At 31.8% G+C, this 24324-nt stretch carries 27 protein-coding genes; 8 read left to right on the top strand and 19 right to left on the bottom strand.

All coding sequences use genetic code 11. The features are described from left to right. Positions 1 to 202: 202 nt before the first annotated feature. Genes arfB through AAFP94_RS02440 form a run of 6 tightly spaced genes read right to left on the bottom strand, consistent with a single transcriptional unit; the run spans position 203 to position 4678 of the window. Positions 203 to 610, bottom strand: a complete 408-nt coding sequence (gene arfB, locus AAFP94_RS02465; protein WP_316660711.1) for an alternative ribosome rescue aminoacyl-tRNA hydrolase ArfB — start codon at positions 608 to 610, stop codon at positions 203 to 205. Continuing rightward, the gene (locus AAFP94_RS02460; RefSeq protein ID WP_316660712.1) at positions 610 to 2166 is read right to left on the bottom strand and encodes a DUF4301 family protein; all 1557 of its coding nucleotides are present in this window, start codon (positions 2164 to 2166) and stop codon (positions 610 to 612) included. Before AAFP94_RS02460 ends, arfB begins: the two co-directional genes overlap by 1 nt. Further along, on the bottom strand, positions 2167 to 2736 hold the full coding sequence (locus AAFP94_RS02455) for an ATP-binding protein (RefSeq protein WP_316660713.1): 570 nt from the start codon (positions 2734 to 2736) through the stop codon (positions 2167 to 2169). It lies immediately after the preceding gene. Next, positions 2697 to 3329 carry a nicotinamide riboside transporter PnuC gene (gene pnuC, locus AAFP94_RS02450; RefSeq protein ID WP_316660715.1) on the bottom strand — a complete coding sequence of 211 codons (633 nt, stop codon included), beginning with the start codon at positions 3327 to 3329 and terminating at the stop codon, positions 2697 to 2699. Before pnuC ends, AAFP94_RS02455 begins: the two co-directional genes overlap by 40 nt. After that, positions 3326 to 4048: a phosphoglycerol geranylgeranyltransferase gene (locus AAFP94_RS02445; RefSeq protein ID WP_316660717.1), complete on the bottom strand. Its 723-nt coding sequence runs from the start codon at positions 4046 to 4048 to the stop codon at positions 3326 to 3328. The genes pnuC and AAFP94_RS02445 overlap by 4 nt, the downstream gene beginning before the upstream one ends. Next, on the bottom strand, positions 4049 to 4678 hold the full coding sequence (locus AAFP94_RS02440) for a 4'-phosphopantetheinyl transferase family protein (protein WP_316660718.1): 630 nt from the start codon (positions 4676 to 4678) through the stop codon (positions 4049 to 4051). Between the two features lie 63 nt (positions 4679 to 4741). Here AAFP94_RS02440 and ahcY point away from each other — a divergent pair, with 63 nt between their 5' ends. Together ahcY and AAFP94_RS02430 are read left to right on the top strand one after the other, a co-directional pair. Then, positions 4742 to 6058 (top strand): adenosylhomocysteinase, encoded by a 1317-nt coding sequence (gene ahcY / locus AAFP94_RS02435; RefSeq protein WP_316660719.1) that lies wholly within the window; start codon positions 4742 to 4744, stop codon positions 6056 to 6058. 73 nt (positions 6059 to 6131) lie between these two features. Continuing rightward, a complete protein-coding gene (locus AAFP94_RS02430) occupies positions 6132 to 8183 on the top strand; it encodes a M3 family metallopeptidase (RefSeq protein WP_316660720.1) in 2052 nt (683 codons plus the stop codon). Between the two features lie 87 nt (positions 8184 to 8270). On the opposite strand, the gene rpmA is transcribed toward AAFP94_RS02430, so the two are convergent. The 3 genes from rpmA to AAFP94_RS02415 all read right to left on the bottom strand — a co-directional run bounded on the left by rpmA (position 8271) and on the right by AAFP94_RS02415 (position 9633). Then, on the bottom strand, positions 8271 to 8531 hold the full coding sequence (gene rpmA, locus AAFP94_RS02425; protein ID WP_316660721.1) for a 50S ribosomal protein L27: 261 nt from the start codon (positions 8529 to 8531) through the stop codon (positions 8271 to 8273). Between the two features lie 26 nt (positions 8532 to 8557). Next, positions 8558 to 9100, bottom strand: a complete 543-nt coding sequence (gene rplU / locus AAFP94_RS02420) for a 50S ribosomal protein L21 (RefSeq protein WP_316660723.1) — start codon at positions 9098 to 9100, stop codon at positions 8558 to 8560. A 77-nt stretch (positions 9101 to 9177) separates the two neighbouring features. After that, positions 9178 to 9633: a DUF4199 domain-containing protein gene (locus tag AAFP94_RS02415; RefSeq protein WP_316660725.1), complete on the bottom strand. Its 456-nt coding sequence runs from the start codon at positions 9631 to 9633 to the stop codon at positions 9178 to 9180. Between the two features lie 135 nt (positions 9634 to 9768). On the opposite strand from AAFP94_RS02415, the gene AAFP94_RS02410 reads away from it, so the two are divergent. From AAFP94_RS02410 to AAFP94_RS02400, 3 genes are all read left to right on the top strand, one after another. After that, positions 9769 to 11097, top strand: a complete 1329-nt coding sequence (locus tag AAFP94_RS02410; protein ID WP_316660727.1) for a M16 family metallopeptidase — start codon at positions 9769 to 9771, stop codon at positions 11095 to 11097. Positions 11098 to 11121: 24 nt separating this feature from the next. Beyond that, positions 11122 to 13218, top strand: coding sequence for a M16 family metallopeptidase (locus tag AAFP94_RS02405; RefSeq protein ID WP_316660728.1), 2097 nt, complete (start codon positions 11122 to 11124; stop codon positions 13216 to 13218). Between the two features lie 66 nt (positions 13219 to 13284). Continuing rightward, positions 13285 to 13674, top strand: a complete 390-nt coding sequence (locus AAFP94_RS02400; protein WP_316660729.1) for a heavy-metal-associated domain-containing protein — start codon at positions 13285 to 13287, stop codon at positions 13672 to 13674. 4 nt (positions 13675 to 13678) lie between these two features. On the opposite strand, the gene gldD is transcribed toward AAFP94_RS02400, so the two are convergent. From gldD to mutY, 4 genes are all read right to left on the bottom strand, one after another. Further along, positions 13679 to 14254, bottom strand: a complete 576-nt coding sequence (gene gldD, locus AAFP94_RS02395) for a gliding motility lipoprotein GldD (protein WP_316660730.1) — start codon at positions 14252 to 14254, stop codon at positions 13679 to 13681. Positions 14255 to 14257: 3 nt separating this feature from the next. Next, entirely contained in the window at positions 14258 to 15562 is a 1305-nt protein-coding gene (locus tag AAFP94_RS02390) for a gliding motility-associated protein GldE (protein ID WP_316660731.1), read from the bottom strand. Positions 15563 to 15585: 23 nt separating this feature from the next. Then, positions 15586 to 16029 carry a single-stranded DNA-binding protein gene (locus AAFP94_RS02385; RefSeq protein ID WP_316660733.1) on the bottom strand — a complete coding sequence of 148 codons (444 nt, stop codon included), beginning with the start codon at positions 16027 to 16029 and terminating at the stop codon, positions 15586 to 15588. 84 nt (positions 16030 to 16113) lie between these two features. Next, complete coding sequence (gene mutY / locus AAFP94_RS02380; RefSeq protein WP_316660736.1) at positions 16114 to 17154, bottom strand: A/G-specific adenine glycosylase; 1041 nt, start codon at positions 17152 to 17154, stop codon at positions 16114 to 16116. A 135-nt stretch (positions 17155 to 17289) separates the two neighbouring features. Here mutY and AAFP94_RS02375 point away from each other — a divergent pair, with 135 nt between their 5' ends. Together AAFP94_RS02375 and AAFP94_RS02370 are read left to right on the top strand one after the other, a co-directional pair. After that, positions 17290 to 17580 (top strand): HU family DNA-binding protein, encoded by a 291-nt coding sequence (locus tag AAFP94_RS02375; protein WP_055442767.1) that lies wholly within the window; start codon positions 17290 to 17292, stop codon positions 17578 to 17580. 304 nt (positions 17581 to 17884) lie between these two features. Continuing rightward, complete coding sequence (locus tag AAFP94_RS02370) at positions 17885 to 19429, top strand: ribonuclease E/G (RefSeq protein WP_316660738.1); 1545 nt, start codon at positions 17885 to 17887, stop codon at positions 19427 to 19429. Positions 19430 to 19539: 110 nt separating this feature from the next. On the opposite strand, the gene AAFP94_RS02365 is transcribed toward AAFP94_RS02370, so the two are convergent. Continuing rightward, on the bottom strand, positions 19540 to 20106 hold the full coding sequence (locus tag AAFP94_RS02365; RefSeq protein WP_316660739.1) for a DNA-3-methyladenine glycosylase I: 567 nt from the start codon (positions 20104 to 20106) through the stop codon (positions 19540 to 19542). 109 nt (positions 20107 to 20215) lie between these two features. Between AAFP94_RS02365 and AAFP94_RS02360 the strand changes: the two genes are divergently transcribed. After that, a complete protein-coding gene (locus AAFP94_RS02360) occupies positions 20216 to 20833 on the top strand; it encodes a thioredoxin family protein (protein ID WP_316660740.1) in 618 nt (205 codons plus the stop codon). Here the strand turns inward: AAFP94_RS02360 and AAFP94_RS02355 are convergent. The 5 genes from AAFP94_RS02355 to AAFP94_RS02335 form a co-directional block, all read right to left on the bottom strand. Next, positions 20817 to 21536 (bottom strand): energy transducer TonB family protein, encoded by a 720-nt coding sequence (locus AAFP94_RS02355; protein WP_316660741.1) that lies wholly within the window; start codon positions 21534 to 21536, stop codon positions 20817 to 20819. The two genes, AAFP94_RS02360 and AAFP94_RS02355, sit on opposite strands and share 17 nt — an antisense overlap. Positions 21537 to 21600: 64 nt before the next feature. Continuing rightward, positions 21601 to 22293, bottom strand: coding sequence for a tRNA pseudouridine(55) synthase TruB (gene truB / locus AAFP94_RS02350; protein WP_316660742.1), 693 nt, complete (start codon positions 22291 to 22293; stop codon positions 21601 to 21603). Position 22294: 1 nt separating this feature from the next. Next, entirely contained in the window at positions 22295 to 23089 is a 795-nt protein-coding gene (locus AAFP94_RS02345; protein ID WP_316660743.1) for an undecaprenyl-diphosphate phosphatase, read from the bottom strand. Continuing rightward, complete coding sequence (locus tag AAFP94_RS02340; protein WP_316660744.1) at positions 23089 to 23343, bottom strand: DUF3098 domain-containing protein; 255 nt, start codon at positions 23341 to 23343, stop codon at positions 23089 to 23091. Before AAFP94_RS02340 ends, AAFP94_RS02345 begins: the two co-directional genes overlap by 1 nt. Before the next feature lie 65 nt (positions 23344 to 23408). After that, the gene (locus AAFP94_RS02335; protein ID WP_316660745.1) at positions 23409 to 24290 is read right to left on the bottom strand and encodes a cell division protein FtsX; all 882 of its coding nucleotides are present in this window, start codon (positions 24288 to 24290) and stop codon (positions 23409 to 23411) included. Positions 24291 to 24324: the final 34 nt, after the last annotated feature.

The raw sequence follows: 24324 nt of genomic DNA, 5'->3' as shown, positions 1-24324 counted from the left end.
TTTAGTTAATATTGATTTATTTGTGAGATATTTCGACAAGCTCAACATGACACAATAACACAAAATCGTGTTTTAATTTCCTAAACAGCATTACCTGTTCTAGGTTCAATGGGTATGATCTCAGCCACTATTAGGCACCCCTTTTGAGAACGATACAAATGTAGCTAACAATGTACAATTAACAATGAATAATAAAAGAAATTTAATCTACTTTGGGAGATTTCCTATTGATCTTCTTTTCAGATATTTTCTTTTTGTCTTCCAATCGTTTTTTTTTAACTGACTTTGGAACTTTTGTCTTCTTTCTCTTTTTAGGAACAATCAGTCCTTCTTTTATTACATCTAAAAAACGATTTATAACAATGGTTTTATTCTTGTGCTGACTTCTGCTTTCATCACATTGAAGTACAAGCAAGCCTTCTTTTGAAAGTTTATTCTTTAAATTCTTATGAAGTAATTTCTTTTGTTCGTCATCTAAAAACAGGGCATCATTTAAATTAAAAGATAATTCAACCTTTGAAGACACCTTATTTACATGCTGACCACCAGCACCGGAACTTCTAATAGCCTTAAACGATAATTCACTAATTAAAGCATTTTCATCCAACATTAGTCTTTGATTTGATGAGGTGCTTTCAATAAGTCGTTGACTGTTTTTACCGGATTGAAAGTAATAAGAGGCACTTCAACAAAAATGGTATTCCAATTGGCCATGCTGCCATTCCACAACCCTGGAAGTTCTAGTGCTTTAATCTCTACACCTGATTGTGTTTTTTTAGTTATAAACGCAGCGTTAAAATCTACAAATTCTGTAAGATCAAATTTGTTGCCTTTATAATCTTTTACACCACAAACCAGATCCACTGGGTTAAAATGAGTTGATTCTTTTAAAATCTCTTTCTGTTTTTTATTCTTGGTGTTTATTTGGGCAGATTCAATGATCTGTAATGATATGTTACCATTTTCATCTTTAAGCCAAAATGGACCTCCACCTGGTTCCCCTTCATTTTTTACCATACCACAAACTCTTATTGGTCTGTTTAGCTTTTCTTTTAAATATTCAATTTGATATTTCTCTCTGTACTTTTTGAAATCGTTAGAAATCTTAACATTCAATTTGTCGGATAGAAAATCAGATATCTTGATAATTTTATCTTCATCAATCTTATTATTCTCAATTGCTTCTAAAAATTTAAATATTTGCTGCTGTAATTTAATTAAAATACCAGCTAAAACTTTCTTGTATTTGGCCACTTCATCTTTGTACTTATAGACTACAACATTATCAACATTTTTAATAAAAATGATATCGGCTTCAAGATCGTTTAGATTTTCCAATAATGCTCCATGACCTGATGGTCTAAATAATAGTGAGCCATCTTCAGTTCTAAAAGGCTTATCATCCAGAGTAACAGCAATGGTGTCTGTAGATTCCTTTTGATAGGAAAATGAAATGTCGAATTGAGTTCCTGTTTTAATAGCAACTTTGTTTTCTATTCTATTAAATTCTTCCTTAAACTTGTTCTTATATTTTTCTGAAATTGTGAAATGTAATTTAGCATCGGATTCTGTTGAGGAATATAAAGCAGATTCATACAAATGCTCTTCAAAAGCCGTAGATATCACATTATTTTTATATTCATGAAAAGGCAATAATCCTTTAGGGGAATTTCCATAATTTAGCAAATTTTCATCTAGCATTGTTTTTACAAAGAGTAGCGACTTGACATTAGTATTTAAGGACTTATAGTTAAGGTATAATTCATGAATTTTTGTCATGACTTCTTTGTAAAACGGAAACTTTTCTAAACCAACAAAAAAGATATAAAGGTCTTTATTGCTTTGATTATTAATATAAGAGTTTATACTTTCATGTTCAGGATTGTAATCGTTTAAAAACGTAAACAAAAATTTAAACATTCTTGTGGCTGCACCTGAAGCTGGAACAAATTTTAAAATGGATATTTTATTTTTCTCATTTTCAAAAACACTAATTAACTCATTATTTTCTTCGTCAGAAAATTTTAGAATTCCCTGACTGATTCTAGCAGCAGATACTAAATTAACATGAGGAATTCCCGATTTAAAAACTTCAATCTGGTTACTGACCTTTTCTAAAGTGAGTCCTTTAGCTTCAATTTGTTTTATGTCTTTTTCTAAAAACATTTACTCTGTTATCTTTAAAAGTTTGTCTATATGTTTAACAGCTTCTTTTAGTCTTGTTTTTTTATCCCCTTTTAACAATACATAAGGTCTGTTTTGTTTAATTAATTCTTGCTCAAAAGCTTTAAACATACGCAATCTTTCATTTGGTTTGTCCCGTAAATCATCAGCTTCCCAAGGTGTATCAATATACGTTAAAAAGTATAAATCGTATTTGTTTTCCAATGCATATTTTTCAAGAATTGGGTCACACGCACCAACATAATATGCTTCAGAATATACTTTGGTCTCAAGCAGATCTGTATCACATATTAATACTGTGTCTGTTTTTTTTGCCAGTTTGTTTTCTAACATCATTTGCCCTACTGCAATTGGCAATAAATCTTGGGGTTCACAAGTTTTACGTTCATTGTTCCATTTATCTTGAAGATATTCTCTTGCATGTTCTGGAACCCATACCGAATTGTAATGGCGTGCCAATTGTCTTGACAACGTTGTTTTTCCAGTAGATTCAGGACCAAACAAAACTACTTTTATGCAGTTTGCAGATTGTTGTTTAAGGTTTTCTTCCATTCAATATATCCTTGTATGGCTAATATTGTAAAAATTAAATATTGTAAAGATAACATTCCTAATCCTCTATGAGCATACAATGGAATTGTTATAATGTCAGCAATTATCCATAACGTCCAGTTTTCTAATTTCTTATTCGCCATATACCACATCGCAGTAAAGAAAATCCCTGAAGTTAAAATATCTATATAATTAGCCGTTTTAATATCATAATCATAAACTTTGTAAACTAAATATGTTACAAAGATAGTTAGCACAAAAAGTAATACTCCTATGAGTTTTTCTTTGGTGTTGGTTCTGGATATCGGCACTACATATTTGTTATCTTTTTTTCTTGACCAATTCCACCAACCGTAAACACTCATGATGGTATAGTAAAAGTTCATCATCATATCTCCATAATATTCATTTACATTTAAAATGTAAACTGTAATTCCAGTACAGATTATTCCTGTAGGATAGACTAAAATGTTTTCCTTTTTTGCGTACCAAACACTTAAGATTCCAAAAACAAAGGCAATGGCTTCAAGACATACTAAATATGTTGGAGAGCCTCTATAAGCTGCAATAAAAAAATCTAAAATATCATTCATTTTAATTCTTCAAAAAATGATTCATCTTCTTCAAAAGCAGTTCCAATAACAACCAAATCCGCTCCAGAATCAAAAGCCAAATCTAGCTGTTCCTTACTACGAATACCTCCACCAACAATTAAAGGAATATTTAATTCCTTTTTCACGGAAGAAATAATTTCAGATGTTATTGCCTTACTTGCACCACTTCCTGCTTCAAGATATATAAGTTTCATGCCGAGAAGTTCACCAGCTTTTGCAGTATTTATTATATCTTGAATGTTATTTCTTGACATGGGTAAAGTACCTGTTACCTTTTGAACAGAAGTTTCTTTTCCATTTTCAATTAAAATATATCCAGTTGATATAACTTCTAATGTTGTTTCTCTCAATTTTGAAACAGCCTCAACTTGTTTTCCTATTAAGTATTCTGGATTTCGCCCTGAAATTAAAGATAAAAACAACAGTGCATCTGCTTTTTTAGTGATTTGAGTAACATCTCCTGGAAACAAGATTAAAGGGAGTTTTGTGTGTTTCTTAATTTCTGAAACCAATTCTTCAGTTGAATTTTTGTTAACAGTACTTCCTCCAATAAAAATATGAGTAACTTTTGATTTATTTACTGTATCAATAAAGGCAGATATGTTATTCAATGTCATTTTGTCTGGATCTATTAAAACAGCCAAGAGTTTCTTGTTTTGAGAAATACTGTTTAATATGTCATAATACATCGTGCTCATTTAAGAAGGCAAAGTATAAGCGCATGTAAATCCTTCAAATTCTAAAAATTGAGCATTATATCTAAACTTTTTGTCTTTGTAATCAATCCATGCTACTGTTGATTCTTCTTTTTTAGCAAAAGGAATAACCAAACAATGCTCTTTAAAGCTTAATCCATTTGTGGCAAACATCTTGTATAATGATTCTTTAACACACCATATTTTTGTTAAATCATTGACATAATTCTCTGCTATTTTATTTAAATAGTCCAATTCATAATCCACAAATTTATGTGCTATTACGGCTATTTTATCACGCTGCTTTTCTATATCTATTCCAACAAAATCCTCGCTAACAACTACTGCAGAAAATGTAAAAGAATGAGTAATAGAAATATGTTTCCCATCTTTTAAATGCGGTTTCCCGTTTCCGTCGTAAAATAAATCTTGGTCTGTATAACCAAACTCTCTCAACAAATGTCTAATACTTAAAAATCCGCGTTGATGCAATTCACTTTTCATACCTAAAACACGTGTTAAATTTTTAGGTTTTAAATCTAGTGGTTTCAGCAAATCTTCATAAGACTCTGTAATCTTCCATATTTTAACAGAAGTTTGTGAATTATGGGCAATGGTTTTATAAATCGGCATTTATATATTTCAGACTTATTATGTAACTTTGCAGTCACAAAATTTAGAAACAAATATACAACTATGAATACAAAAACAATTCCTTATGTACCGTATAAAGTAAAGGATATGTCGCTTGCCGCTTGGGGAAGAAAAGAAATAGAATTGGCAGAAGCTGAAATGCCTGGATTGATGAGTCTTCGTGATGAATACAAAGATTCTCAACCTCTAAAAGGCGCACGTATTGCAGGTTGCTTACACATGACTATTCAAACTGCTGTTTTAATTGAAACGTTAAAGGCTTTAGGCGCAGAAGTCACTTGGAGTTCTTGTAATATATTTTCTACTCAAGATCAAGCTGCTGCGGCAATTGCTGATGCTGGTATTCCAGTGTATGCATGGAAAGGCATGACTGAAGAGGAATTTGATTGGTGCATAGAGCAAACCTTATTTTTTGGTGAAGAACGAAAGCCATTAAACTTAATTCTTGACGATGGAGGTGATTTGACCAACATGGTTTTAGACCGTTATCCAGAATTAGTATCTGGTATTAATGGTTTGTCTGAAGAAACAACTACAGGTGTTCATAGATTATATGATAGGATGAAAGCTGGAACACTACCAATGCCAGCAATAAATGTTAACGATTCTGTAACCAAAAGTAAATTCGACAACAAATATGGTTGCCGTGAAAGTGCAGTTGATGCAATAAAACGTGCCACTGATATCATGATTGCAGGAAAACGAGTCGTTGTTTGTGGTTATGGTGATGTTGGTAAAGGCACTGCTGCTTCGTTTAAAGGTGCTGGAGCAATAGTAACAGTAACAGAAATAGACCCTATTTGTGCACTTCAAGCAGCTATGGATGGTTTTGAGGTAAAAAAATTAGAAACTGTTGCTCAAAACGCAGATATTATAATTACCACCACTGGTAATAAAGACATTGTTCAAAGTCCGCACTTTGAAGCTGTGAAAGACAAAACCATTATTTGTAATATTGGTCATTTTGATAATGAAATTGACATGGCTTGGTTAAACAAAACTCACGGTCATACAAAAGTTGAAATCAAACCTCAAGTAGACAAATATACTATCAACGGGAAAGATATCATTATTCTAGCCGAAGGTCGTTTGGTGAATTTAGGTTGTGCTACGGGACATCCAAGTTTTGTAATGAGTAATTCGTTTACTAACCAAACTTTAGCACAAATAGAACTTTGGACTAATAGAGATGCTTACGAAAATAAGGTTTATATGTTACCTAAACATTTAGATGAAAAAGTAGCTCAACTTCATTTAGCTAAAATTGGAGTAGAACTTACAGAACTAAGGCAGGATCAAGCTGACTACATTGGAGTTAATGTTGAAGGGCCTTTTAAGCCAGAATATTATCGCTATTAAATTTTAATATACTTATAACCCTTGCATTCGTGTAAGGGTTTTTTTGTATGAACTTTTTCAAACAAAAACAATGATGAAATACTATTTAATTTTACTGGCTTTTATGTCTATTACAAGCCAAACTCTGGAATCTCAAAACAATGAAGATAATCCTTTCTTCAACCCCTTTAATGAAACTATTGATTTTGCTACAATTGATGGAGAAGATGTTACCGAAGCTACTGAAAAAATCCAAGAACTTATAGACGAAGATTTAGCTGAAATATTAGCTATTGATAATGCCGAAAGAACCTTTGATAATACTATGCTAGCAATTGATGATTTGTATAATAAGTTTAGCGGTGTTAGTTCAGTAATATATCTAATGTCAAATGCTCATCCAGACTCTATAATCAGAGCTAATGCATTGAAATCAAATGTGATTTTGGGTCAATATGGTAATAATTTGTCGTTAAATGAAGATTTATATAAAGCCGTCAAAGCATATTCAGAATGTGACGAAGCAAAAACACTTAAAGGTTATAAAGCTAAATTTTTAAAAGAAACTATTGAAGGTTATGAAAGAAACGGATTTGCTTTAGGAGAAGAAGATAGAGATAAATTAAAAGCCATAAACGACGAGATTTCTGAACTAGGAAACGAGTTTGCTCAAAATATTGCTAGTTATAAAGATTTTTTATTAGTAAGTGAAGAAGATATGGATGGCTTATCTGAAGACTTTAAAGACGCCAGAAGGCAAGAAGATGGTACTTATAAAGTAGATTTAAGCTATCCTTCTTATCGTCCATTTATGAAGTATAGTACTTCAAATTCTGCCAGAAAAGGTTTATACTTTAAATATCAGAATCGCGCTACTCCTGATAACTTGCAGGTACTACAAGACTTACTGAAAAAGAGAAAAGAAATGGCAGAGCTTTTGGGCTATTCTACATATTCTGAATATCGCCTTGAAGACAGAATGGCTAAAACTCCAGAAGCTGTTTGGAACTTTGAAAATAATCTAAAAAATGACCTTAAACAAAAAGCAGAAGCAGATTATAATGAAATTTTAGAAGCAAAACGTTCAATAATTCCAGAAGCGACATCGGTTAATAGTTGGGAATCAAGTTTTTATAAAGATATTCTTTTGCGTGAGAAGTATCAACTAGATGGTGAATTGGTAAAAGAATATTTTGCATTGGATGATGTTCTTGATGGTCTATTTAAAATTACTCAAACCATATTTGATTTAGAATATAAAGAAGTTGAAAACCCTTCTGTTTGGCACAAAGATGTAAGATTATTTGAAGTTTACAAAGAGGGTAAACTAAAAGGTCGTTTCTATCTCGATTTATTTCCACGAGATAATAAATATAAGCATGCAGCCTGTTTCGGAATAAAAAAAGGAAAGAGCACACCAAACGGCTATCAAATACCTACGGCCACTTTACTTTGTAACTTCCCTGAACCAACACCTGGTAAACCTTCATTAATGCCACATAGTCAAGTAAGCACATTTTTTCATGAATTTGGACATGTTTTACATCACATGGTAAGCACAGCAGATTTAATGTCTCAATCGGGAACTAGTGTTTCTCGTGATTTTGTTGAAGCACCATCTCAAATATTTGAAAATTGGATATGGAATTATGATGCTTTAAAACTCTTTGCTAAACATTATAATACAAGAGAGGTTTTACCAAAAGAGTTATTTGATAAAATGCTTGCTGCAAAAAATGTAGGTTCTGGATTATCTGAAACACGTCAGGTTTTTCTTGGCATGTATGATATGACGCTTCATGACAAGTATGATCCTTTTGGGGACAAAACAACAACAGATATTTTAAAAGAAGTGCACAATGCTGTGAGATTAATTCCTTTTGAAGAAGGTACTAATTTTCAAGCAGCCTTTGGTCATTTAAGGCATTATGCTTCTAGTTACTATGGTTATATGTGGTCTAAAGTTTATGCGCAGGATATGTTTTCTGTGTTTGCAGAAAATGGTATATTAGACAAAGAAACGGGCATACGTTATAGAGACATTATATTGGCTAATGGAGGCAGTAAGGATGAATTGGAACTAGTAAAAGAGTTTCTAGGTCGAGAACCAAACAATGAAGCCTTTTTAAAAGAGTTGGGGTTATAAAATTATCTCTTCATTTATAACTTATATTAAAAAACCCTTTCTATTTTCAGAAAGGGTTTTTTAATATATCTAAAAAAAGTTTATTTCTTACGCTTCAAAAGGCTCTATAGAAACATAAGACTTGTTATCTTTTTTCTTTGAAAACTTTACAATGCCATCAACTTGTGCATGTAATGTATGATCCTTTCCAGCGTATACGTTTTCACCTGGATGATGAGTTGTACCTCTTTGTCTCACGATAATATTTCCTGCTACTGCAGCTTGACCACCAAAAATCTTAACGCCTAATCGTTTCGATTCTGATTCTCTACCGTTTTTCGAACTTCCGACTCCTTTTTTATGTGCCATTTTATTTCGATTTTATTTTATTACAATTAACTTAAAGCAGCAATTAATTCGGCTTTCTTCAATGAAGAATATCCTGTAATTCCTTTTGCTTTAGCTATCTCTTTTAATTCAGCAACAGTCAATTTGCTTAAATCTTGAGTTGATTCTTCTTTTTTAGCTGATTTAGCTTCTGCCTTTGGAGCAGCGGCTTTTGATTCAACTTTTTTAGTTTCTTTTTCTGGAGCAGCTTTTTCTGCTTTGGAAGCTGGTTTAGCTCCTGAAGCTACAATACTCTCAATTTGAATTTCAGTTAAGGCTTGTCTGTGACCGTTTTTTACACGATAACCTTTACGTCTTTTCTTTTTGAAAACTATAACTTTATCACCTTTAAGGTGTTTTAAGACTTTTGCTCCTACTTGAGCTCCGCCTATAGCTGGGGCGCCTACTGTTACATTGCTACCATCGTCAATTAAAAGAACATTATCGAAAGAAACTTTCTTACCTTCTTCTGTTGCTAAACGGTTAACAAAAACTTTTTGGTCTTTTTCAACTTTAAATTGATGCCCTGCTATCTCTACAATTGCGTACATAGCGTAACGTTTTTATTAATTAATTTGTTCAAAAAATGAGTGCAAATATACTGCTAATTAATTAAACTACAAACGTTTTATTTGTTTTGGGTGAATTTTGTACTGTTCTTAAAAAGTTGCATCACCGTAAAGGTTGCAACAACCGTAGTTGCAAGTCCCATAATACCTACTATAAAGGTTAGCATACCTACCGTAATATCGAAGCCGCCATTATGAACTATTTGAAGCATTTCTGTAATGAAATTACTATTGACTTCGGTGATGTAAATTAAGAAGAATACCGTAAAAACTAATGTAGCTATAAAACCGGTTATAAAACCTGCTCTAAAACCATCAGTATAGGTAAAAGCTTTACCTTGCTCTATTTTATATATTTTGATGGTTTCATAAATTCCAAATCCTGTGATTAAAGCATTAAGAAAACTAAAGACTGGATTGGTGTGCTTATGAAAAAGTGCTAGCATTAAAAAATAGGCTACTAATACAGCACTAGTGACTAAACCAAACCGTACGGGAAGTGTTAAATTTTTCATTTTTGCTTTTAATTTGCTATTAAATTTCGTGAAAAATTGTGTATTAAAATAATTTGAATACTAATTATTTTGTGAAACCGTAACAAAATGGATTAAATTGCATCAAATGAAACAAATTAATATAAAAACTTAAAAATGAAAAAAAGGTTAAGTTCTTTGGCTTTGTTAATAGTTATCGGATCGGTATTAAATGCTCAAAATGTAGAATTTGAAGAATTCGATCTAGACAATGGATTACATGTTATTTTACATCAAGACAATAATGCTCCAATAGTAACTGTAGGTTTTATGGCCGATGTTGGAGGTAAAGACGCAGGTGGAGACAACAATCCAGAACGTACAGGTTTTGCTCATTTTTTTGAACATCTTTTAGCATCTGGCGCTACGAAAAATATTGAGAAAGGCCAATGGCGAAAAATACGAGCATCACGAGGTGGACGAGGAAATGCTAATACCTCATTAGACAGAACATACTATTATCAAACTTTTCCTTCAAACAATCTAGAATTCGCGTTATGGATGGATTCAGAGCGCTTATTACATCCTATTATAAATCAAGATGCTGTTGACACTCAAAATGAAGTAGTTAAAGAGGAAAAAAGATCAACTTATGACAATCGCCCATATGGTCAATTTTTATTTGTAACAGGCGAAAATCTATTTAAAGTACATCCTTATAGGTACAAAAATATTGGAGACATGGATCATCTTGATGCTGCCACACTTGAAGAGTTCCAAGATTATTTTAATAAATATTATGTTCCAAATAATTTGGTGCTGGTAATTGCAGGAGATATTGATATTCCTAAGACTAAAAAAATGGTGAATGAATACTATTCTGCAATACCAAAAGGAGAAAAAATTGTGCGAAATTTTCCTAAAGAAGAACCTATATTAGAAACGAAAAAAGTAACTACTCGTGACGCTAATATTCAAATTCCAGGAATTATAGCGGCTTATAGAACTCCTGGGTTTACTGAACGTGATGCATACATATTTAATATGGTTTCAACTTATCTTAGTGATGGTAAATCGTCAAAATTGTATAAAAAAATAGTAGATGATAAAAAAATGGCACTTCAAGTTGGAGCAATAAATATTGATCAGAAAGATTATAGTATATATGCTTTATATGCTTTACCTTCAGGAGATGTTGGGTTAAATGACCTTCTAGCCGAAATAGATGAAGAAATTATAAAAATGCAGAATGAATTAATCTCTGAAAAAGACTATCAAAAACTACAAAATAAAATTGAAAACCAAATAGTTAGTACAAATTCTAGTATTGAAAACATAGCAAACGCATTAGCCAGGTATTACCTTTTGTATGGTGATGTTAATTTAATAAACGATCAAATAAATATCTATCAATCTATAACACGTGAAGAGATACAGGCTGCGGTTAAAAAATACCTCAATCCAAATCAACGTGTTGAAATAGAATACTTACCAGAGACAAAATAATTATAAAAAACAAAGAGGATTTATATGAACACTAAAATATTAACCTTTGTATGCGTATTCCTTATTTCAATAGGTTTACAAGCACAATTAGATAGAACCAAAGCACCAGAATCTGGGCCAGCTCCAAAAATTAAACTGCAAAAGCCAGTAGAGTTTACTTTAAGTAATGGATTAAAGGTCATGGTCATAGAAAATCATAAATTACCGCGTGTATCTTACGGTTTAACAATAGACAATATTCCTGCTGTTGAAGGAGATAAGAAAGGAATTTCTATTCTTCTTGCAGCATTACTTGGCAATGGAACAACCTCTATTACTAAAGATGACTTTAATGAAGAAATTGATTTTCTAGGAGCAAATTTAAATTTTAGTGCTTCGGAAGCATTTGCAAGTGGTCTATCTAAATATTCAGAACGAATGTTAGAATTATTGGCTGATGCAACAATGAATCCTTTATTTGATGAAGCAGAACTGAATAAAGAAAGAGTAAGACAAATTGAAGGGTTAAAAGCTGGAGAAAAATCTGTAGATGTTGTAGCTAGACGTGTCGCATTAGCTTTGGCTTATGGAACTCATCATCCAGGTGGTGAATTTGAAACCGAAGAATCATTAAATAATGTCACATTAGATGATATTAAAGAATTTTACAAGAAAAGCTTTAATTCAGAAAATGCCTATTTAGTTGTTATTGGAGATGTTGATGCAACTACTATTGAAAAGCAAGTAAAAAAATACTTTGGCTCATGGGAAAATACTGCCGGCTATGAAGCCAATAAAATGCCCATTGAAAATCCTAATGTAGAGAATACTCAAATTAATTTTATTGACATGCCCAATGCAGTGCAATCAAATGTATCTGTCATGAATACAACCAAATTTAAAATGAGCGATCCTGACTATCATGCTGTATTAATTGCAAATCATATATTAGGAGGTGGAGGCAATGGTTATTTATTTAAGAATTTAAGAGAGAAGCATGGTTACACTTATGGTGCTTATTCAGGAATAAATGATAATAAATATGTATCACGATTTAGAGCAAGTGCAAAAGTACGAAATATGGTTACAGACAGTTCTGTAGTGCAAATCCTTAACGAATTAAAACGCATTAGAACAATGGATGTGGATCCTCAAGATTTGTTTGAGGCCAAAGCCGAATACTTAGGATTTTTCGTTTTGGCTTTAGAAAATCCACAAACCATTTCTCAATATGCTCTTAACATTAAACTAAATAATCTTCCTGAAGATTTTTATGAAAACTATTTAGAAAAAATAAATGCTGTAACAGTTGAAGATATAAAACGTGTAGCTAATAAGCACTTTAAAGTTGACAATGCTAGAATAGTGGTAGTTGGAAAAGGAAGTGATGTTTTAGAAAATCTTGAGAAAATAGGAATACCAATTAAGTATTTTGACCAATACGCAAACCCTGTTGAAAAACCAGTTTTTTCTAAACCAATACCCGAAGGTGTAACAGCTCAAACTGTTTTAGACAACTATTTAAGTGCAATTGGTGGTAAAGATAAGGCTGAAACCGTAAAAACCATTCTAACTAATGCTCAAGTTAAAATTGAAGGCGCACCTTTTGAACCAACAGCAGAGATTAAACAAATGTTTCCAAACAAGGAATCGTTGGAAATGTCTGTTGAAGGATATGGAGTTATTTTTAAGCAAAAGTATAATGGAGAAACGGGTTATACAGAACAACAAGGTGAACGTAAAGCCTTTTCAGATAAGGACTTAAATGAAAGAAAATCAGGCTATTCTATTTTTCCAGAACTTTATTATCATATTGAAAATCTGAATTTAGAAAGTATAGTGTCCATTGATGAGAATGATGTTTATAAAATAAAAATTTCTATTGACGGAAAAGATACATACAGATATTACGATATTAAAACAGGTCTTTTGTTAAGGACTGAAACTACTTCATATCCTATTGATTCTAATGAAGAAAGCCAAAGTCAAGCAATTATACTAATAGTAGATTATGGAGATTATAAACTAGTTAATGATGTTTTATATCCTCATCAAACTTACATAAGTGGCCCACAATCATTTAATTTTAATATTTCAAACATTATCATTAATGAAGGTGTTACAGATACTGATTTTGATTAAGGAAAAAATTTAATTCAAAAAACCACGATATTTTGTAATTTTGTAATCCATTTGATACTATTTAAAATGAGAAAAATCCAAAATATTGTATTAGTTGTTTTAGTTACTTTTTTTCTGGTAAATTGTAAAGAAAGTACAAAACCTGAAATTGTTACTGTTGAAGTTGAAACACCAAAAGAAAGCCAGAAGGTTTTAGATCCGAATGCTACTTATGCAAAAGCAGAATTTACTGTAAACGGAATGACTTGCGAAATTGGATGTGCTAAAACCATTGAGAAAAAATTGGCTAAAATGGATGGTGTGAAATTTGCCTCCGTGAACTTTAATGAAAAATTGGCTAAAGTTGAATTTGATGAAGCTAAAGTATCTCCTGAACTCATCGAAGAAACCGTGACAAAAATTGCAGATATCTATAAGGTTAGCGATATGAAAATGGTTGAGGCTTTTTCGGAATAGAAAATTACTTCCACTCTACAGTTTCCATAATATGCTTGATGTCTTTCTGCAAATAGTTGGCTGCTGGAAGAATAGAATCATAATTAGGTTTGGCATAAAAGTATAGTGAGCCAGTTAAAAAATGCTTTACACTGTCTGTAACGTAGAATTGTGATTGAGACGCAGCATTTCCTCCGACCTCATAAAACATACCATAAACTTTACGTATATCATTTTCATAAATTTGCTCAATTATTTCATCAGCTTTAATCGTATGTTTTTGCGTAAAATTTTGGGCGTCTTTTAAGAAAGCTATTAAATTCTCATGAGTGGTTATAGTCTTATATGTTAAAAAAATAGTGCCTTTCAAAGCAGGATATTCTAAAGTAACGCCATAACTTTCTGTGTCACTCTCTATTTGATTTGAACTTATTTTGGTTGCCAAAATATTTTTTTCAAATGTAAAAGGTAAATCCGTTAGAGCCTTATCATAATTGGCTTCTGGGTATTCTAAACGTAGAAATGCTTTAGGTTTAGGGACAGGGTCGTTCCCACAAGAAAAGAAGACAACAGTAATAATTGCAATTAGTATCTTTTTCATCAATTAAGGTAACGTTATTTTTATGCGTTTTATGCGTTTTTTGTCCAAAGATTCTATGGTAAAAACGTATTCCTCAAAATTTATTTTGCTATTCACTTTTGGAAATGCTCCAGAAATTTCAAGAACAAAACCAGCTATAGTTTCAGCCTCACCTTTATTGTTTTCAAAAATGGAATCGTCTTCCAGTTTAATAATTTTATAAAAGTCTTTTAAAGCAAGTTTACCTTCAATAACGTAGTTTTTATCATCTAGTTTAGAAAACATCAAGTCTTCATCATCAAACTCATCACTAATATCTCCAACAATTTCTTCAATGATGTCTTCAAGCGAAATTAAACCAGAAGTTCCACCATACTCATCAACCACAACAGCAAGATGTACTTTCTTCTCCTGAAATTCAGCCATTAGATCATCCAGCTTTTTGTTTTCTGGAACAAAAAAGGCTTCTCGTAAAAGTGTTGTCCAGTCAAACTGTTTTCTGTCAACATAAGGCAATAAATCCTTTACATAAAGAATGCCTTCTATTTGATCTATATTATCCTTATAAACGGGAATTCGAGAATAGCCATTTTCTATAATCTCTGGAATAATTTCTGAATATTTCTGATCAACAGTCAGTGCAAAAATATCTATTCTTGGACGCATAACTTGTTTGGTGTCTGTATTACCGAATGATACAATACCCTTTAATATTTTTTGCTCTTCTTGAGTTGTATCTCCTTCACTTGCCAATTCTAAAGCTTGAGAAAGTTGATCGACACTGATATTGGATTTTTGTTTCCCTAATCTATCATGAATGGCAATTGTAGTGCTGCGCATAGGTAAGCTAATTGGCGAAAAAATAACATCAAGAACTTTTAACGGGTATGCCATAAATGTAGAAAACTTAACATTGTTTCTGCTGGCATAGACTTTAGGAAGTATTTCTCCAAATAAAAGAATGAGAAACGTTATGATTACAACCTCGACAATAAACCTTATTATATTGCTTGTAATGTTATGAAATAAATTATCACCAATGAAAGCAAACAAAATAACAATGCCAATATTAATAAAGTTGTTGGCTACTAAAATAGTTGCCAAAAGTTTCTTGGGGCGTTCTAAAAGTTTTGATATAATCTGAAATCGTTTTGAGTTGTGCTCAAGACCTTCTTCAATATTGGTTCTGCTTAATGAAAACAGAGCTACTTCTGCTCCAGAGATTAATGCAGAACATAAAAGCATTAAACACATCAATGCAAGGCCAAAAAGAACCGAAAAATCAATGGCTAAAAATAATATTCTAAAATTCGAAGGATCAGGATCCAAGAACTATCGTGTTAGTTAAACAATTAGAAAGGTAAATCATCCTCCTCTTCAACAATTGGCTCATTTACCATTTCACTACTAGCTGGTTTTTGAGCTGACTGTTGATTAGAAAAATTTGCTTCACTTTCTTTTTTGGTTGTTAAAAATTTAAAGTCTGTACATTGAATCTCTGTTGAATATCTTTCTTGACCTTTTTCATCTTGCCATTTTCTGGTTTTAATTCGGCCTTCAACATAAATTCTATCTCCTTTGCTTAAGTATTTTTCACAGATTTCTGCAGCTTTATTTCTAACAACTATGTTATGCCATTCTGTATTGGTAATTCTTTCGTTGGTTTGCCTATTGGTATAAGTTTCATTTGTTGCCAGAGGAAAGCGTCCAACACAACCTCCGCCTTCAAAATAGTGCATTTTGATATCGTCTCCTAAATGCCCTATTAGCATTGCCTTATTTAATGTTCCAGACATGATTTTTTGTTTTGAATTGCAAAATTAAAGATTTGAATTTACTTTTTTAAAATTAATGAAAATATAATTGATAACCTTTTGAATTTAGAAATTAAATGACTTTAAAAAGTTATCTATTAAAACGGGTACAGCAAAGTCTTTTACATCATTAATATTTATAGAATTTTCATGCAACGTTTTCACTTCAACAATCCAAAATTTTGTGTATAAATGCTGATGTGATAACTTATGAATTATGTCGTCTTCATTATATAAAAAAAGATTAAAACAATTCCCATTCAAAACATGATGAGCATTTACTATATCCTTTAATTCTTTATAATTCAAAGACTTATTAGATTCTATTAAAGGAAATTGATATAGATTTTGCCATATTCCTTTGGTTTTACGTTTTTCTAAAACAGTGTTTCCATTTTCTGATATAAATACCAAAAAATTAAAATAACGTTTTCTTAATTTAATTGTCTTTTGCTTCACGGGAAGCTTGTCAATCATATTCTTTTGCAAAGCAATACAACTGTTGTTAAAAGGGCAGGCAGCGCAATCAGGATTCTTTGGTTTACATTGTGTAGCGCCAAACTCCATAATAGCTTGATTAAATTCAGCAGGATTCTTTTTATCAATTAATTCTTGTGCTAACTTTTTGAACTCTTTTGTTCCTTTTGTTGAATTTATAGGCGTTTCAATTCCAAAATAACGCGCAAGTACTCTATAAACATTACCATCAACAACAGCGGTGTTTTCATTAAAACAAATTGAAGCTATGGCACTGGCTGTATAATCTCCAACGCCTTTCAGCTTCAATAAATCGTCATATGTGCTGGGAAATTCTCCGTTAAACTTATTTACAATATATTTTGCTGTGGTATGCAAATTTCTAGCTCGAGAATAGTATCCTAGTCCTTGCCATAATTTAAGTATCTCACTTTCACTCGCATTAGCAAGGTCAAACACAGTAGGGTAAGTTCTTATAAATACTTCATAATAAGGTAATCCTTGTTTTACTTGTGTCTGTTGTAAAATAATCTCTGATAGCCAAATGTAGTATGGGTTTTTAGTTTTTCTCCAAGGAAAATCCCTCTTGTTATTTGAATACCAATGTGTTAAAGTTTTAGAAAAAACCATTTAAAATATATACTAAACGCAAAAATAAACGTTTATAAACTTAAATTTTAGTGAATTAGGTTTGAAATATTGAATATTAAATTCCTATATTTGCAACCCTTAATAATTAATAGTAACAATAATAAAATAATAAAAATGACTAAGGCTGATTTAGTAGCAAAAATTTCTGAAAAATTAGGAATTGAAAAAGGAGATGTTCAAGCAACTGTAGAGACATTCATGGAAGAAGTTAAAACTTCTTTAGAAGGCGGTGATAATGTGTATTTAAGAGGATTTGGTAGTTTCATTATCAAAACAAGAGCTGAAAAAACCGGTAGAAACATTTCAAAGAACACAACTATCAAAATTCCTGCGCACAATATTCCTGCGTTTAAACCTGCAAAAGTTTTTGTTGAAGGCGTAAAAACAAATGTTGACGTAAAATAAAAAATATTAATTTAAAAAAAGTAACAATTTATGCCAAGTGGTAAAAAGCGTAAAAGACACAAGGTAGCAACGCATAAGCGTAAAAAAAGGCGGCGAGCTAATCGTCATAAAAAGAAAAAATAGACTAAAAAAGTAGTTATTAAACTACTTTTTTGGTTTTAAAAGTAACGTTCTTTGAAAATGAGTTTATTAATTGTGTAATACCTTAACACAAATGAACTCTCTGGATTTTTTTAAAATCCTGTGAAGAAATAATGTATAATCCATCTATCCCGCATTTGCGTGATGGATAAAAATTAACACAATGGATAAAGAATTGATCATTAGGTCTAGTTCCGAACATGTTGATTTTGCCTTATTAAAAGATGGAAAACTTATTGAATTACATAAAGATGAAGATGGTAACAACTTTTCGGTTGGCGATGTGTTTATAGCCAAAATAAGAAAAGCTGTTCCTGGACTAAATGCTGCATTTGTAAATGTAGGTTATGAAAAAGATGCATTTTTGCATTATCATGATTTAGGTCCAAAACTTCCTTCACTTTTACAATTCACAAAACGTGTAAGCACAGGTAAACTCAATGATTTTTCTTTGAAAAATCTCCCATCTGCAAAAGATATTGATAAAGACGGAATTATTACAGATGTCTTAAAATCGAATCAATCTTTGTTAGTACAAATTGTTAAAGAACCAATATCCACTAAAGGACCAAGAATTAGTTCGGAGCTTTCAATAGCTGGTAGATATATTGTTTTAGTCCCTTTTTCCAATAGAATATCTATTTCTCAAAAAATAGAAGATAAAGAAGAAAAAGACCGTTTAAAACGATTGGTAAAAAGCATAACACCTCCAAATTTTGGAGTAATTGTACGCACTGTAGCAGAAGGCAAAAAAGTAGCAGAACTAGACAAAGATTTACAAAATTTGCTTGGTCGTTGGACCGCAATGTGTAAAAAGCTACGTAAAGCACATCATCCTAGCAAAGTTTTAGGAGAACTTAATAAAGCCTCGTCAATGTTGCGAGATGTTTTTAATGACTCTTTTACTAGTATTCAAGTTGATGACGAAGAGCTTTACATTCAAATTAAAGATTACGTGCATGAAATTGCACCAAAAAAAGAATCAATCGTTAAGTTATATCAATCTAATGTTCCAATATTTGAAAAGTTTGGAGTAGAAAGACAAATAAAAACCTCTTTCGGAAAAACCGTATCTATGGCAAAAGGTGCATATCTGGTAATTGAACACACAGAGGCACTTCATGTTATAGATGTAAATAGTGGTAACCGATCAAATAAAGAAAAAACACAAGAGGGAACTGCATTGGAAGTTAATTTGATTGCTGCATCTGAAATCGCTAGACAATTATGTTTGCGAGATATGGGCGGTATCATAGTTATCGATTTTATCGATCTCACTAATGCTGAAAACAGAAAAAAGCTTTATAATCATTTAAGAGAAGAAATGAAAGATGATAGAGCTAAACATAAAATATTACCTCCAAGTAAATTTGGATTGATACAAATAACAAGACAACGTGTAAGACCAGAAGTTAATATAAAAACACGAGAAGAGAACCCTGATGGTCTAAATGGTTCAGAAATTGAAGCACCAATAGGTGTTGTGCAGAAAATATCACATGATATTGAGCACTTTTTCAAAAAAGACTATAAAAAGATGACTTTAAACACACATCCTTTTATAGCAGCCTTTTTAACGAAAGGCTTTCCATCTATTCGTTCAAAATGGTTTTTTGAACACAAAAAATGGGTAAAAGTTTTACCAAGAGATGCTTACACATATTTAGAATACCATATCTTTGATAGAGATGGTAATCAACTTAAATAATAAAAACCCTTACTAGTTTTAGTAAGGGTTTTTTGTTTTTTAGAACTATTCCCAAAACAAATTAAATTAACAAGACGTTGTTTTTGAGCAAACGATATAATCTGTATTTATCAAACTTCTCTATACCTAAAACACCCAATCTCATGGTCGTTTACCATACCAGTAGCTTGCATGTGTGCATAAACGACAGTAGTGCCAACAAACTTAAAGCCTCGTTTCTTTAAATCTTTACTAATGGTGTCACTTAAAGGTGTATTGGCAGGTGCATCTTTATAATGTTTTAGATTGTTAACAATAGGTTTCCCATCAACAAAATCCCAAATATATTTGCTAAAGCTTCCAAATTCTTCTTGAATTTTTATAAAAGCTTGAGCATTGGTTACTGTGGCATTAATCTTTAGCTTGTTCCTAATAATACCTGCATCTTGTAGCAAGCTTTCAATTTTTTCTTTCTTGTAGTTCGCTATTTTTTTGTAATTAAAATTGTCTAAAGCTTTTCTGAAGTTTTCGCGTTTACGCAAAACGGTAATCCAACTTAATCCAGCTTGAAAGGATTCCAGAATTAGGAATTCAAACAAGATGTCATCGTCATAAACAGGAACGCCCCATTCTTGATCATGATAAGCTTCGTATAAATCATCACCTACACACCAACCACATCTATGTTTTATGCTCATAAGATTTGTAAGTTTTTTAATTAATAATTGACCATAGTATGATAAAAATCATGGTTTAAAAAAAGTTAAGATACTAATTTTGGACATCAAAAAATTAAAAAATAAGTTAATGGATATAATTATAGAAAAAAGTTTAAAACACAGTATGACTTATCAGGAATATCGTGATTTGCTCAAGCAATTGGTCGAGAATAAGAGTACAACTGGTTTTGAAAAAACAGAAACTAATATAAACTATACAAAGCTTAACGATAGGCGTATGAATCGTTGGGATAAGACCTTAAAATTAGATTATCAAGCAATTGAAGCTACACAAAGGCTACATGACCATGTAACGTGGTTGGTAATAGTTGAGAGCTGGTGTGGTGATGCAGCACATGTTTTACCTGTAATTAACAAATTGGCTAACGAAAATAAAAATATTGATTTAAGAATTGTTCTGCGCGATGAAAATGAAGATCTTATGAATCTATTTTTAACAGATGGCACGAGATCAATTCCAAAACTTATCATGATTAATGATTTTACGGGTGAAGTTACAGAAACCTATGGGCCAAGACCAACTATAGCCACTAATATGGTTAACGAATATAAAGCGAAACATGGTAAATTAAGTCCAGAGTTTAAGGAAGATCTGCAACGGTGGTACAACCATAATAAAGGAAAAAATATTATTGAAGATTTAACAAAAATGCTTTGTGGTGTAGAGCCTAGTATTTGCCAATAAAATAGAAAGTAATTGAGCCCAACTGTGTAGGTTTTGATATGTTAGCACTAAAACGCGCCTCTTTAGCATATTCTAAAGCATGATCTATTAAGCATTCGTTAGACGAGGTTGAAGATGTATTTACATAAGCATCTGTAACATCTCCATTGGCATTTACTGTTATATTTACTACTATTTTACCACCTTCTTCACACAAATAAATAGGTGTTGGTAAATAAATATCTGTTCTGTCAACCAACGAATAGCTCATGGTACTTTTTGTGTTTGCCCCTTCGTTTTTTTGTTGCTTTAAAAGATCGTTTACCTTACTAAATTTCGATATTTCCTCTTCTTCAATCCCAGAATCTTCAGGTTCATAAGCTTTTTTATCAGTTAGAGCAGTAGACTCACGATTTGCGTCTAATAACGGATTTTCATAATCCTTTGGAGGTTCAATAGTTTTATAGGCTTGAGCAAATTGTTTGTGATTTACGGTTTCATTAAAACCCTTGTTGGTTTCGGCTTTGGAACCGTTAAGTTGATCTAAAGCTTCCAAAATTTTTATTTCCTCTTCTGTTAATTCTTTTTCTGGCTCAAGCTCGTAGTAAGTTTCAGCAATACGCTCTTGTTGTTTCTTAATATTAAAATTAAAAACAGAAAGGACTATAGTTCCGGAAATTAGAAACGTAATAAGTAGGGCTCTATGTTGATCTGTCAACTTCAAAATGCTTACAATATTGAGGCTATTAGTAGCAATTGTTTGTGAAATATACGTAAAAATATGCAAATTAGTCTTTGAGACTCTCTAGAAAAGCATCTGGAGCTATGGCTTTTTCTACTGAAAATTCACCAATTTTTGTGCGTCTCAGAACAGATAAATGAGCTCCAGAATTTAAAGCTTTACCAAAATCGTGAGCCAAAGAACGAATGTATGTACCTTTACTGCAAACTACTCTAAATTGCACTTCAGGTAAATCTATTTTTGTGATTGCAAATTCTGAAATGTTTACCTCACGCAACTTAATTTCCACATGTTCACCTGCTCGGGCAAATTCATACAAACGTTTTCCATTTTTTTTAACAGCAGAAAAAATTGGAGGAAATTGCTGAATATTTCCAATAAACTGCTTTGTGGTTTCATGTATTAATGCTTCAGTAATATGCTGTGTTTGGAAAGTCTCATTAAATTCGGTTTCTAAATCAAATGATGGTGTTGTGCTTCCTAAAACAATAGTACCAGTATATTCTTTTTCCTGACCTTGAAAGGAGTCAATTTGCTTGGTCATTTTCCCTGTGCAAATTATAAGCAAACCAGTGGCTAAAGGATCTAGAGTTCCTGCATGGCCAACTTTTATTTTTTTAATTTTGAAAGCTTTGCGTATTTCCCAACGTAGCTTGTTTACAACCTGAAAGGAAGTCCAATGCAATGGCTTGTCAATTAACAAAACTTGTCCTGAAATGTAGTCTTCGGCAGTCAACATTTTAATTTAATAAAGCAAAACCTATGGCAACAACACCAACAATTACACAATAAATGGCAAAGTAAGACAACTTACTATTTTTAACTAAAGTTATCATCCATGTACACGCAAACAAACCAGCTACAAAAGCAGCCACAAATCCAATAGATAAAGAAGTAAAATTATGACTTTCATAAGTAAGCTCACCACTTAAAATGTCTTTAGCAATTTTCCCGAGTATTAAAGGTACTACCATTAAAAAAGAAAAACGAGCAGCTTTGGTTTTGTCGTTTCCTAATAAAACAGACGTTGAAATGGTAGCTCCAGAACGAGAGATACCAGGAAGCATAGCAATTGCTTGAGAAATTCCGATAACAAAAGCATTTTTAAATGATACTTTTTTGTTGGTGTTTTTGGCTTTATCAGCTAAAAACAAAAGAATAGCAGTAAATATAAGCATACAACCAACCAACAAAATATTTCCGCCAAAAAGTTGCTCGAGTTGTTGTTCAAAAAAGAGTCCAATAACAACAGCAGGAATCATAGAAACAACGATTTTTGCAATAAACTTGGTGTCATCATTCCATTTAAAAGAAAGTAGACCTTTAATAATCTCAACAATATCTTTTCTAAAAACCACAATAGTGCTTAAAGCAGTTGCAAAATGAAGTACAACTGTAAAAAGCAAACTTTCTTTTGGTATTGAATGGTCACCAAGAATAGCTTTTCCTAATTCCAAATGTCCGCTAGAAGATACTGGAAGAAACTCTGTAAGACCTTGGATAATGCCTAAAATAAGTGCATCAATGATGTCCATTATTTTTTATCAGGATTCAACAAAATAGCATAGATCTGAATACCAAAACCAATAAGAATAAGTGTTGGTGCTATACGAATTCTTCTAAAATTAAAGATTTCTGGATTAAAGATATTTGGATCGTCACTACCACCACCAGCCATCAAAATAAAACCAAGAGCAATAAAAACCAAACCAATAAACATGAATTTGTAGTTTTTCTTTCCAAAAACAAAATCGTTTTTAGCCTGCTCTTTTCGTTTTTTTTCTCCCATAAGAATAATTTACAATTGCAAATTAAAGGTTTTATTTTAAATCTTAATGTTAATGAATTTAAAACTTATTGGTAATACAATTGGTCAGTGTTTAAATTTAAAAATCGTTGTGTTGCTAAATGAGTACTAAACCAGGTTATTAATATTCCTAAAGCAAAAACAACAACAAACAATGAAGCAATTAAAACAGGGGAATTTAACAACTGCAATTCAGGAAAAGTTTTATTCACATAATATAAGACTACAGCCATTCCTATAAGAGCCAAGACAGCTCCAATAATTCCTAATTTTACACTTTTCCAAACAAAAGGTCGTCTTATAAATTGTTTCGTAGCACCAACCATTTGCATAGTTTTAATGGTAAACCGCTTGGAATATACCGAAAGCCGAATAGAACTATTAATTAATAAGACAGCAATAAGTGTAAAAATAGCACTCAAGACCAGTACCCAAAAGCTAATTTTCTTTACGTTATTGTTCATTAAGGTCACTAGATCATTATCATAATTTACTTCATCTACAAAACTTTTGGTGAGTGTTTCTGCCGAAATCTCTTCCAATTGCTCTGAAGTTACATAATCTGCTTTGAAATGGATATCTATTGAGTTTTGCAACGGATTGTAACCCACAAAATCCATAAAATCTTCACCATTTTTTTCTTTCATAAATTCTGCAGCCTGCTCTTTAGACACATATTCCGTGGATTTCACGTAATCAGCCATGGCGAGGCTTTTTTCAAGTTGGTTTATGTCAACTTCTTTAGCAGAATCTTTTAAATAGATGGTCATCACTACCTGCTCTTTAAAATGGTCGGCTACTTTTTTGGCATTAAGAATTAATAATCCTAATACTCCCAATAAAAAAAGAACCAAAGCAATACTTAAAACAACCGAAAAATAAGAGGTAATTAATCTGCGTTTTTGATACGTTTCAAACGATGAACTCATAAAATGTTTTCATTAATGGTGTAAAAATAATAAA

The sequence above is a fragment of the Gilvirhabdus luticola genome (assembly GCF_040117515.1).
Lineage (GTDB): Bacteria > Bacteroidota > Bacteroidia > Flavobacteriales > Flavobacteriaceae > Gilvirhabdus > Gilvirhabdus luticola.
Note: the sequence above shows the minus strand (reverse complement) of the source record. Positions and strands in the feature narration are given on the sequence as shown.

What these genes read in the sequence shown, in the direction of transcription:
- arfB (WP_316660711.1), bottom strand. Translation starts at nt 610, where the DNA reads ATGTTGGATGAAAATGCTTTAATTAGTGAATTATCGTTTAAGGCTATT.
- AAFP94_RS02460 (WP_316660712.1), bottom strand. Translation starts at nt 2,166, where the DNA reads ATGTTTTTAGAAAAAGACATAAAACAAATTGAAGCTAAAGGACTCACT.
- AAFP94_RS02455 (WP_316660713.1), bottom strand. Translation starts at nt 2,736, where the DNA reads ATGGAAGAAAACCTTAAACAACAATCTGCAAACTGCATAAAAGTAGTT.
- pnuC (WP_316660715.1), bottom strand. Translation starts at nt 3,329, where the DNA reads ATGAATGATATTTTAGATTTTTTTATTGCAGCTTATAGAGGCTCTCCA.
- AAFP94_RS02445 (WP_316660717.1), bottom strand. Translation starts at nt 4,048, where the DNA reads ATGAGCACGATGTATTATGACATATTAAACAGTATTTCTCAAAACAAG.
- AAFP94_RS02440 (WP_316660718.1), bottom strand. Translation starts at nt 4,678, where the DNA reads ATGCCGATTTATAAAACCATTGCCCATAATTCACAAACTTCTGTTAAA.
- ahcY (WP_316660719.1), top strand. Translation starts at nt 4,742, where the DNA reads ATGAATACAAAAACAATTCCTTATGTACCGTATAAAGTAAAGGATATG.
- AAFP94_RS02430 (WP_316660720.1), top strand. Translation starts at nt 6,132, where the DNA reads ATGAAATACTATTTAATTTTACTGGCTTTTATGTCTATTACAAGCCAA.
- rpmA (WP_316660721.1), bottom strand. Translation starts at nt 8,531, where the DNA reads ATGGCACATAAAAAAGGAGTCGGAAGTTCGAAAAACGGTAGAGAATCA.
- rplU (WP_316660723.1), bottom strand. Translation starts at nt 9,100, where the DNA reads ATGTACGCAATTGTAGAGATAGCAGGGCATCAATTTAAAGTTGAAAAA.
- AAFP94_RS02415 (WP_316660725.1), bottom strand. Translation starts at nt 9,633, where the DNA reads ATGAAAAATTTAACACTTCCCGTACGGTTTGGTTTAGTCACTAGTGCT.
- AAFP94_RS02410 (WP_316660727.1), top strand. Translation starts at nt 9,769, where the DNA reads ATGAAAAAAAGGTTAAGTTCTTTGGCTTTGTTAATAGTTATCGGATCG.
- AAFP94_RS02405 (WP_316660728.1), top strand. Translation starts at nt 11,122, where the DNA reads ATGAACACTAAAATATTAACCTTTGTATGCGTATTCCTTATTTCAATA.
- AAFP94_RS02400 (WP_316660729.1), top strand. Translation starts at nt 13,285, where the DNA reads ATGAGAAAAATCCAAAATATTGTATTAGTTGTTTTAGTTACTTTTTTT.
- gldD (WP_316660730.1), bottom strand. Translation starts at nt 14,254, where the DNA reads ATGAAAAAGATACTAATTGCAATTATTACTGTTGTCTTCTTTTCTTGT.
- AAFP94_RS02385 (WP_316660733.1), bottom strand. Translation starts at nt 16,029, where the DNA reads ATGTCTGGAACATTAAATAAGGCAATGCTAATAGGGCATTTAGGAGAC.
- mutY (WP_316660736.1), bottom strand. Translation starts at nt 17,154, where the DNA reads ATGGTTTTTTCTAAAACTTTAACACATTGGTATTCAAATAACAAGAGG.
- AAFP94_RS02375 (WP_055442767.1), top strand. Translation starts at nt 17,290, where the DNA reads ATGACTAAGGCTGATTTAGTAGCAAAAATTTCTGAAAAATTAGGAATT.
- AAFP94_RS02370 (WP_316660738.1), top strand. Translation starts at nt 17,885, where the DNA reads ATGGATAAAGAATTGATCATTAGGTCTAGTTCCGAACATGTTGATTTT.
- AAFP94_RS02365 (WP_316660739.1), bottom strand. Translation starts at nt 20,106, where the DNA reads ATGAGCATAAAACATAGATGTGGTTGGTGTGTAGGTGATGATTTATAC.
- AAFP94_RS02360 (WP_316660740.1), top strand. Translation starts at nt 20,216, where the DNA reads ATGGATATAATTATAGAAAAAAGTTTAAAACACAGTATGACTTATCAG.
- truB (WP_316660742.1), bottom strand. Translation starts at nt 22,293, where the DNA reads ATGTTGACTGCCGAAGACTACATTTCAGGACAAGTTTTGTTAATTGAC.
- AAFP94_RS02345 (WP_316660743.1), bottom strand. Translation starts at nt 23,089, where the DNA reads ATGGACATCATTGATGCACTTATTTTAGGCATTATCCAAGGTCTTACA.
- AAFP94_RS02340 (WP_316660744.1), bottom strand. Translation starts at nt 23,343, where the DNA reads ATGGGAGAAAAAAAACGAAAAGAGCAGGCTAAAAACGATTTTGTTTTT.
- AAFP94_RS02335 (WP_316660745.1), bottom strand. Translation starts at nt 24,290, where the DNA reads ATGAGTTCATCGTTTGAAACGTATCAAAAACGCAGATTAATTACCTCT.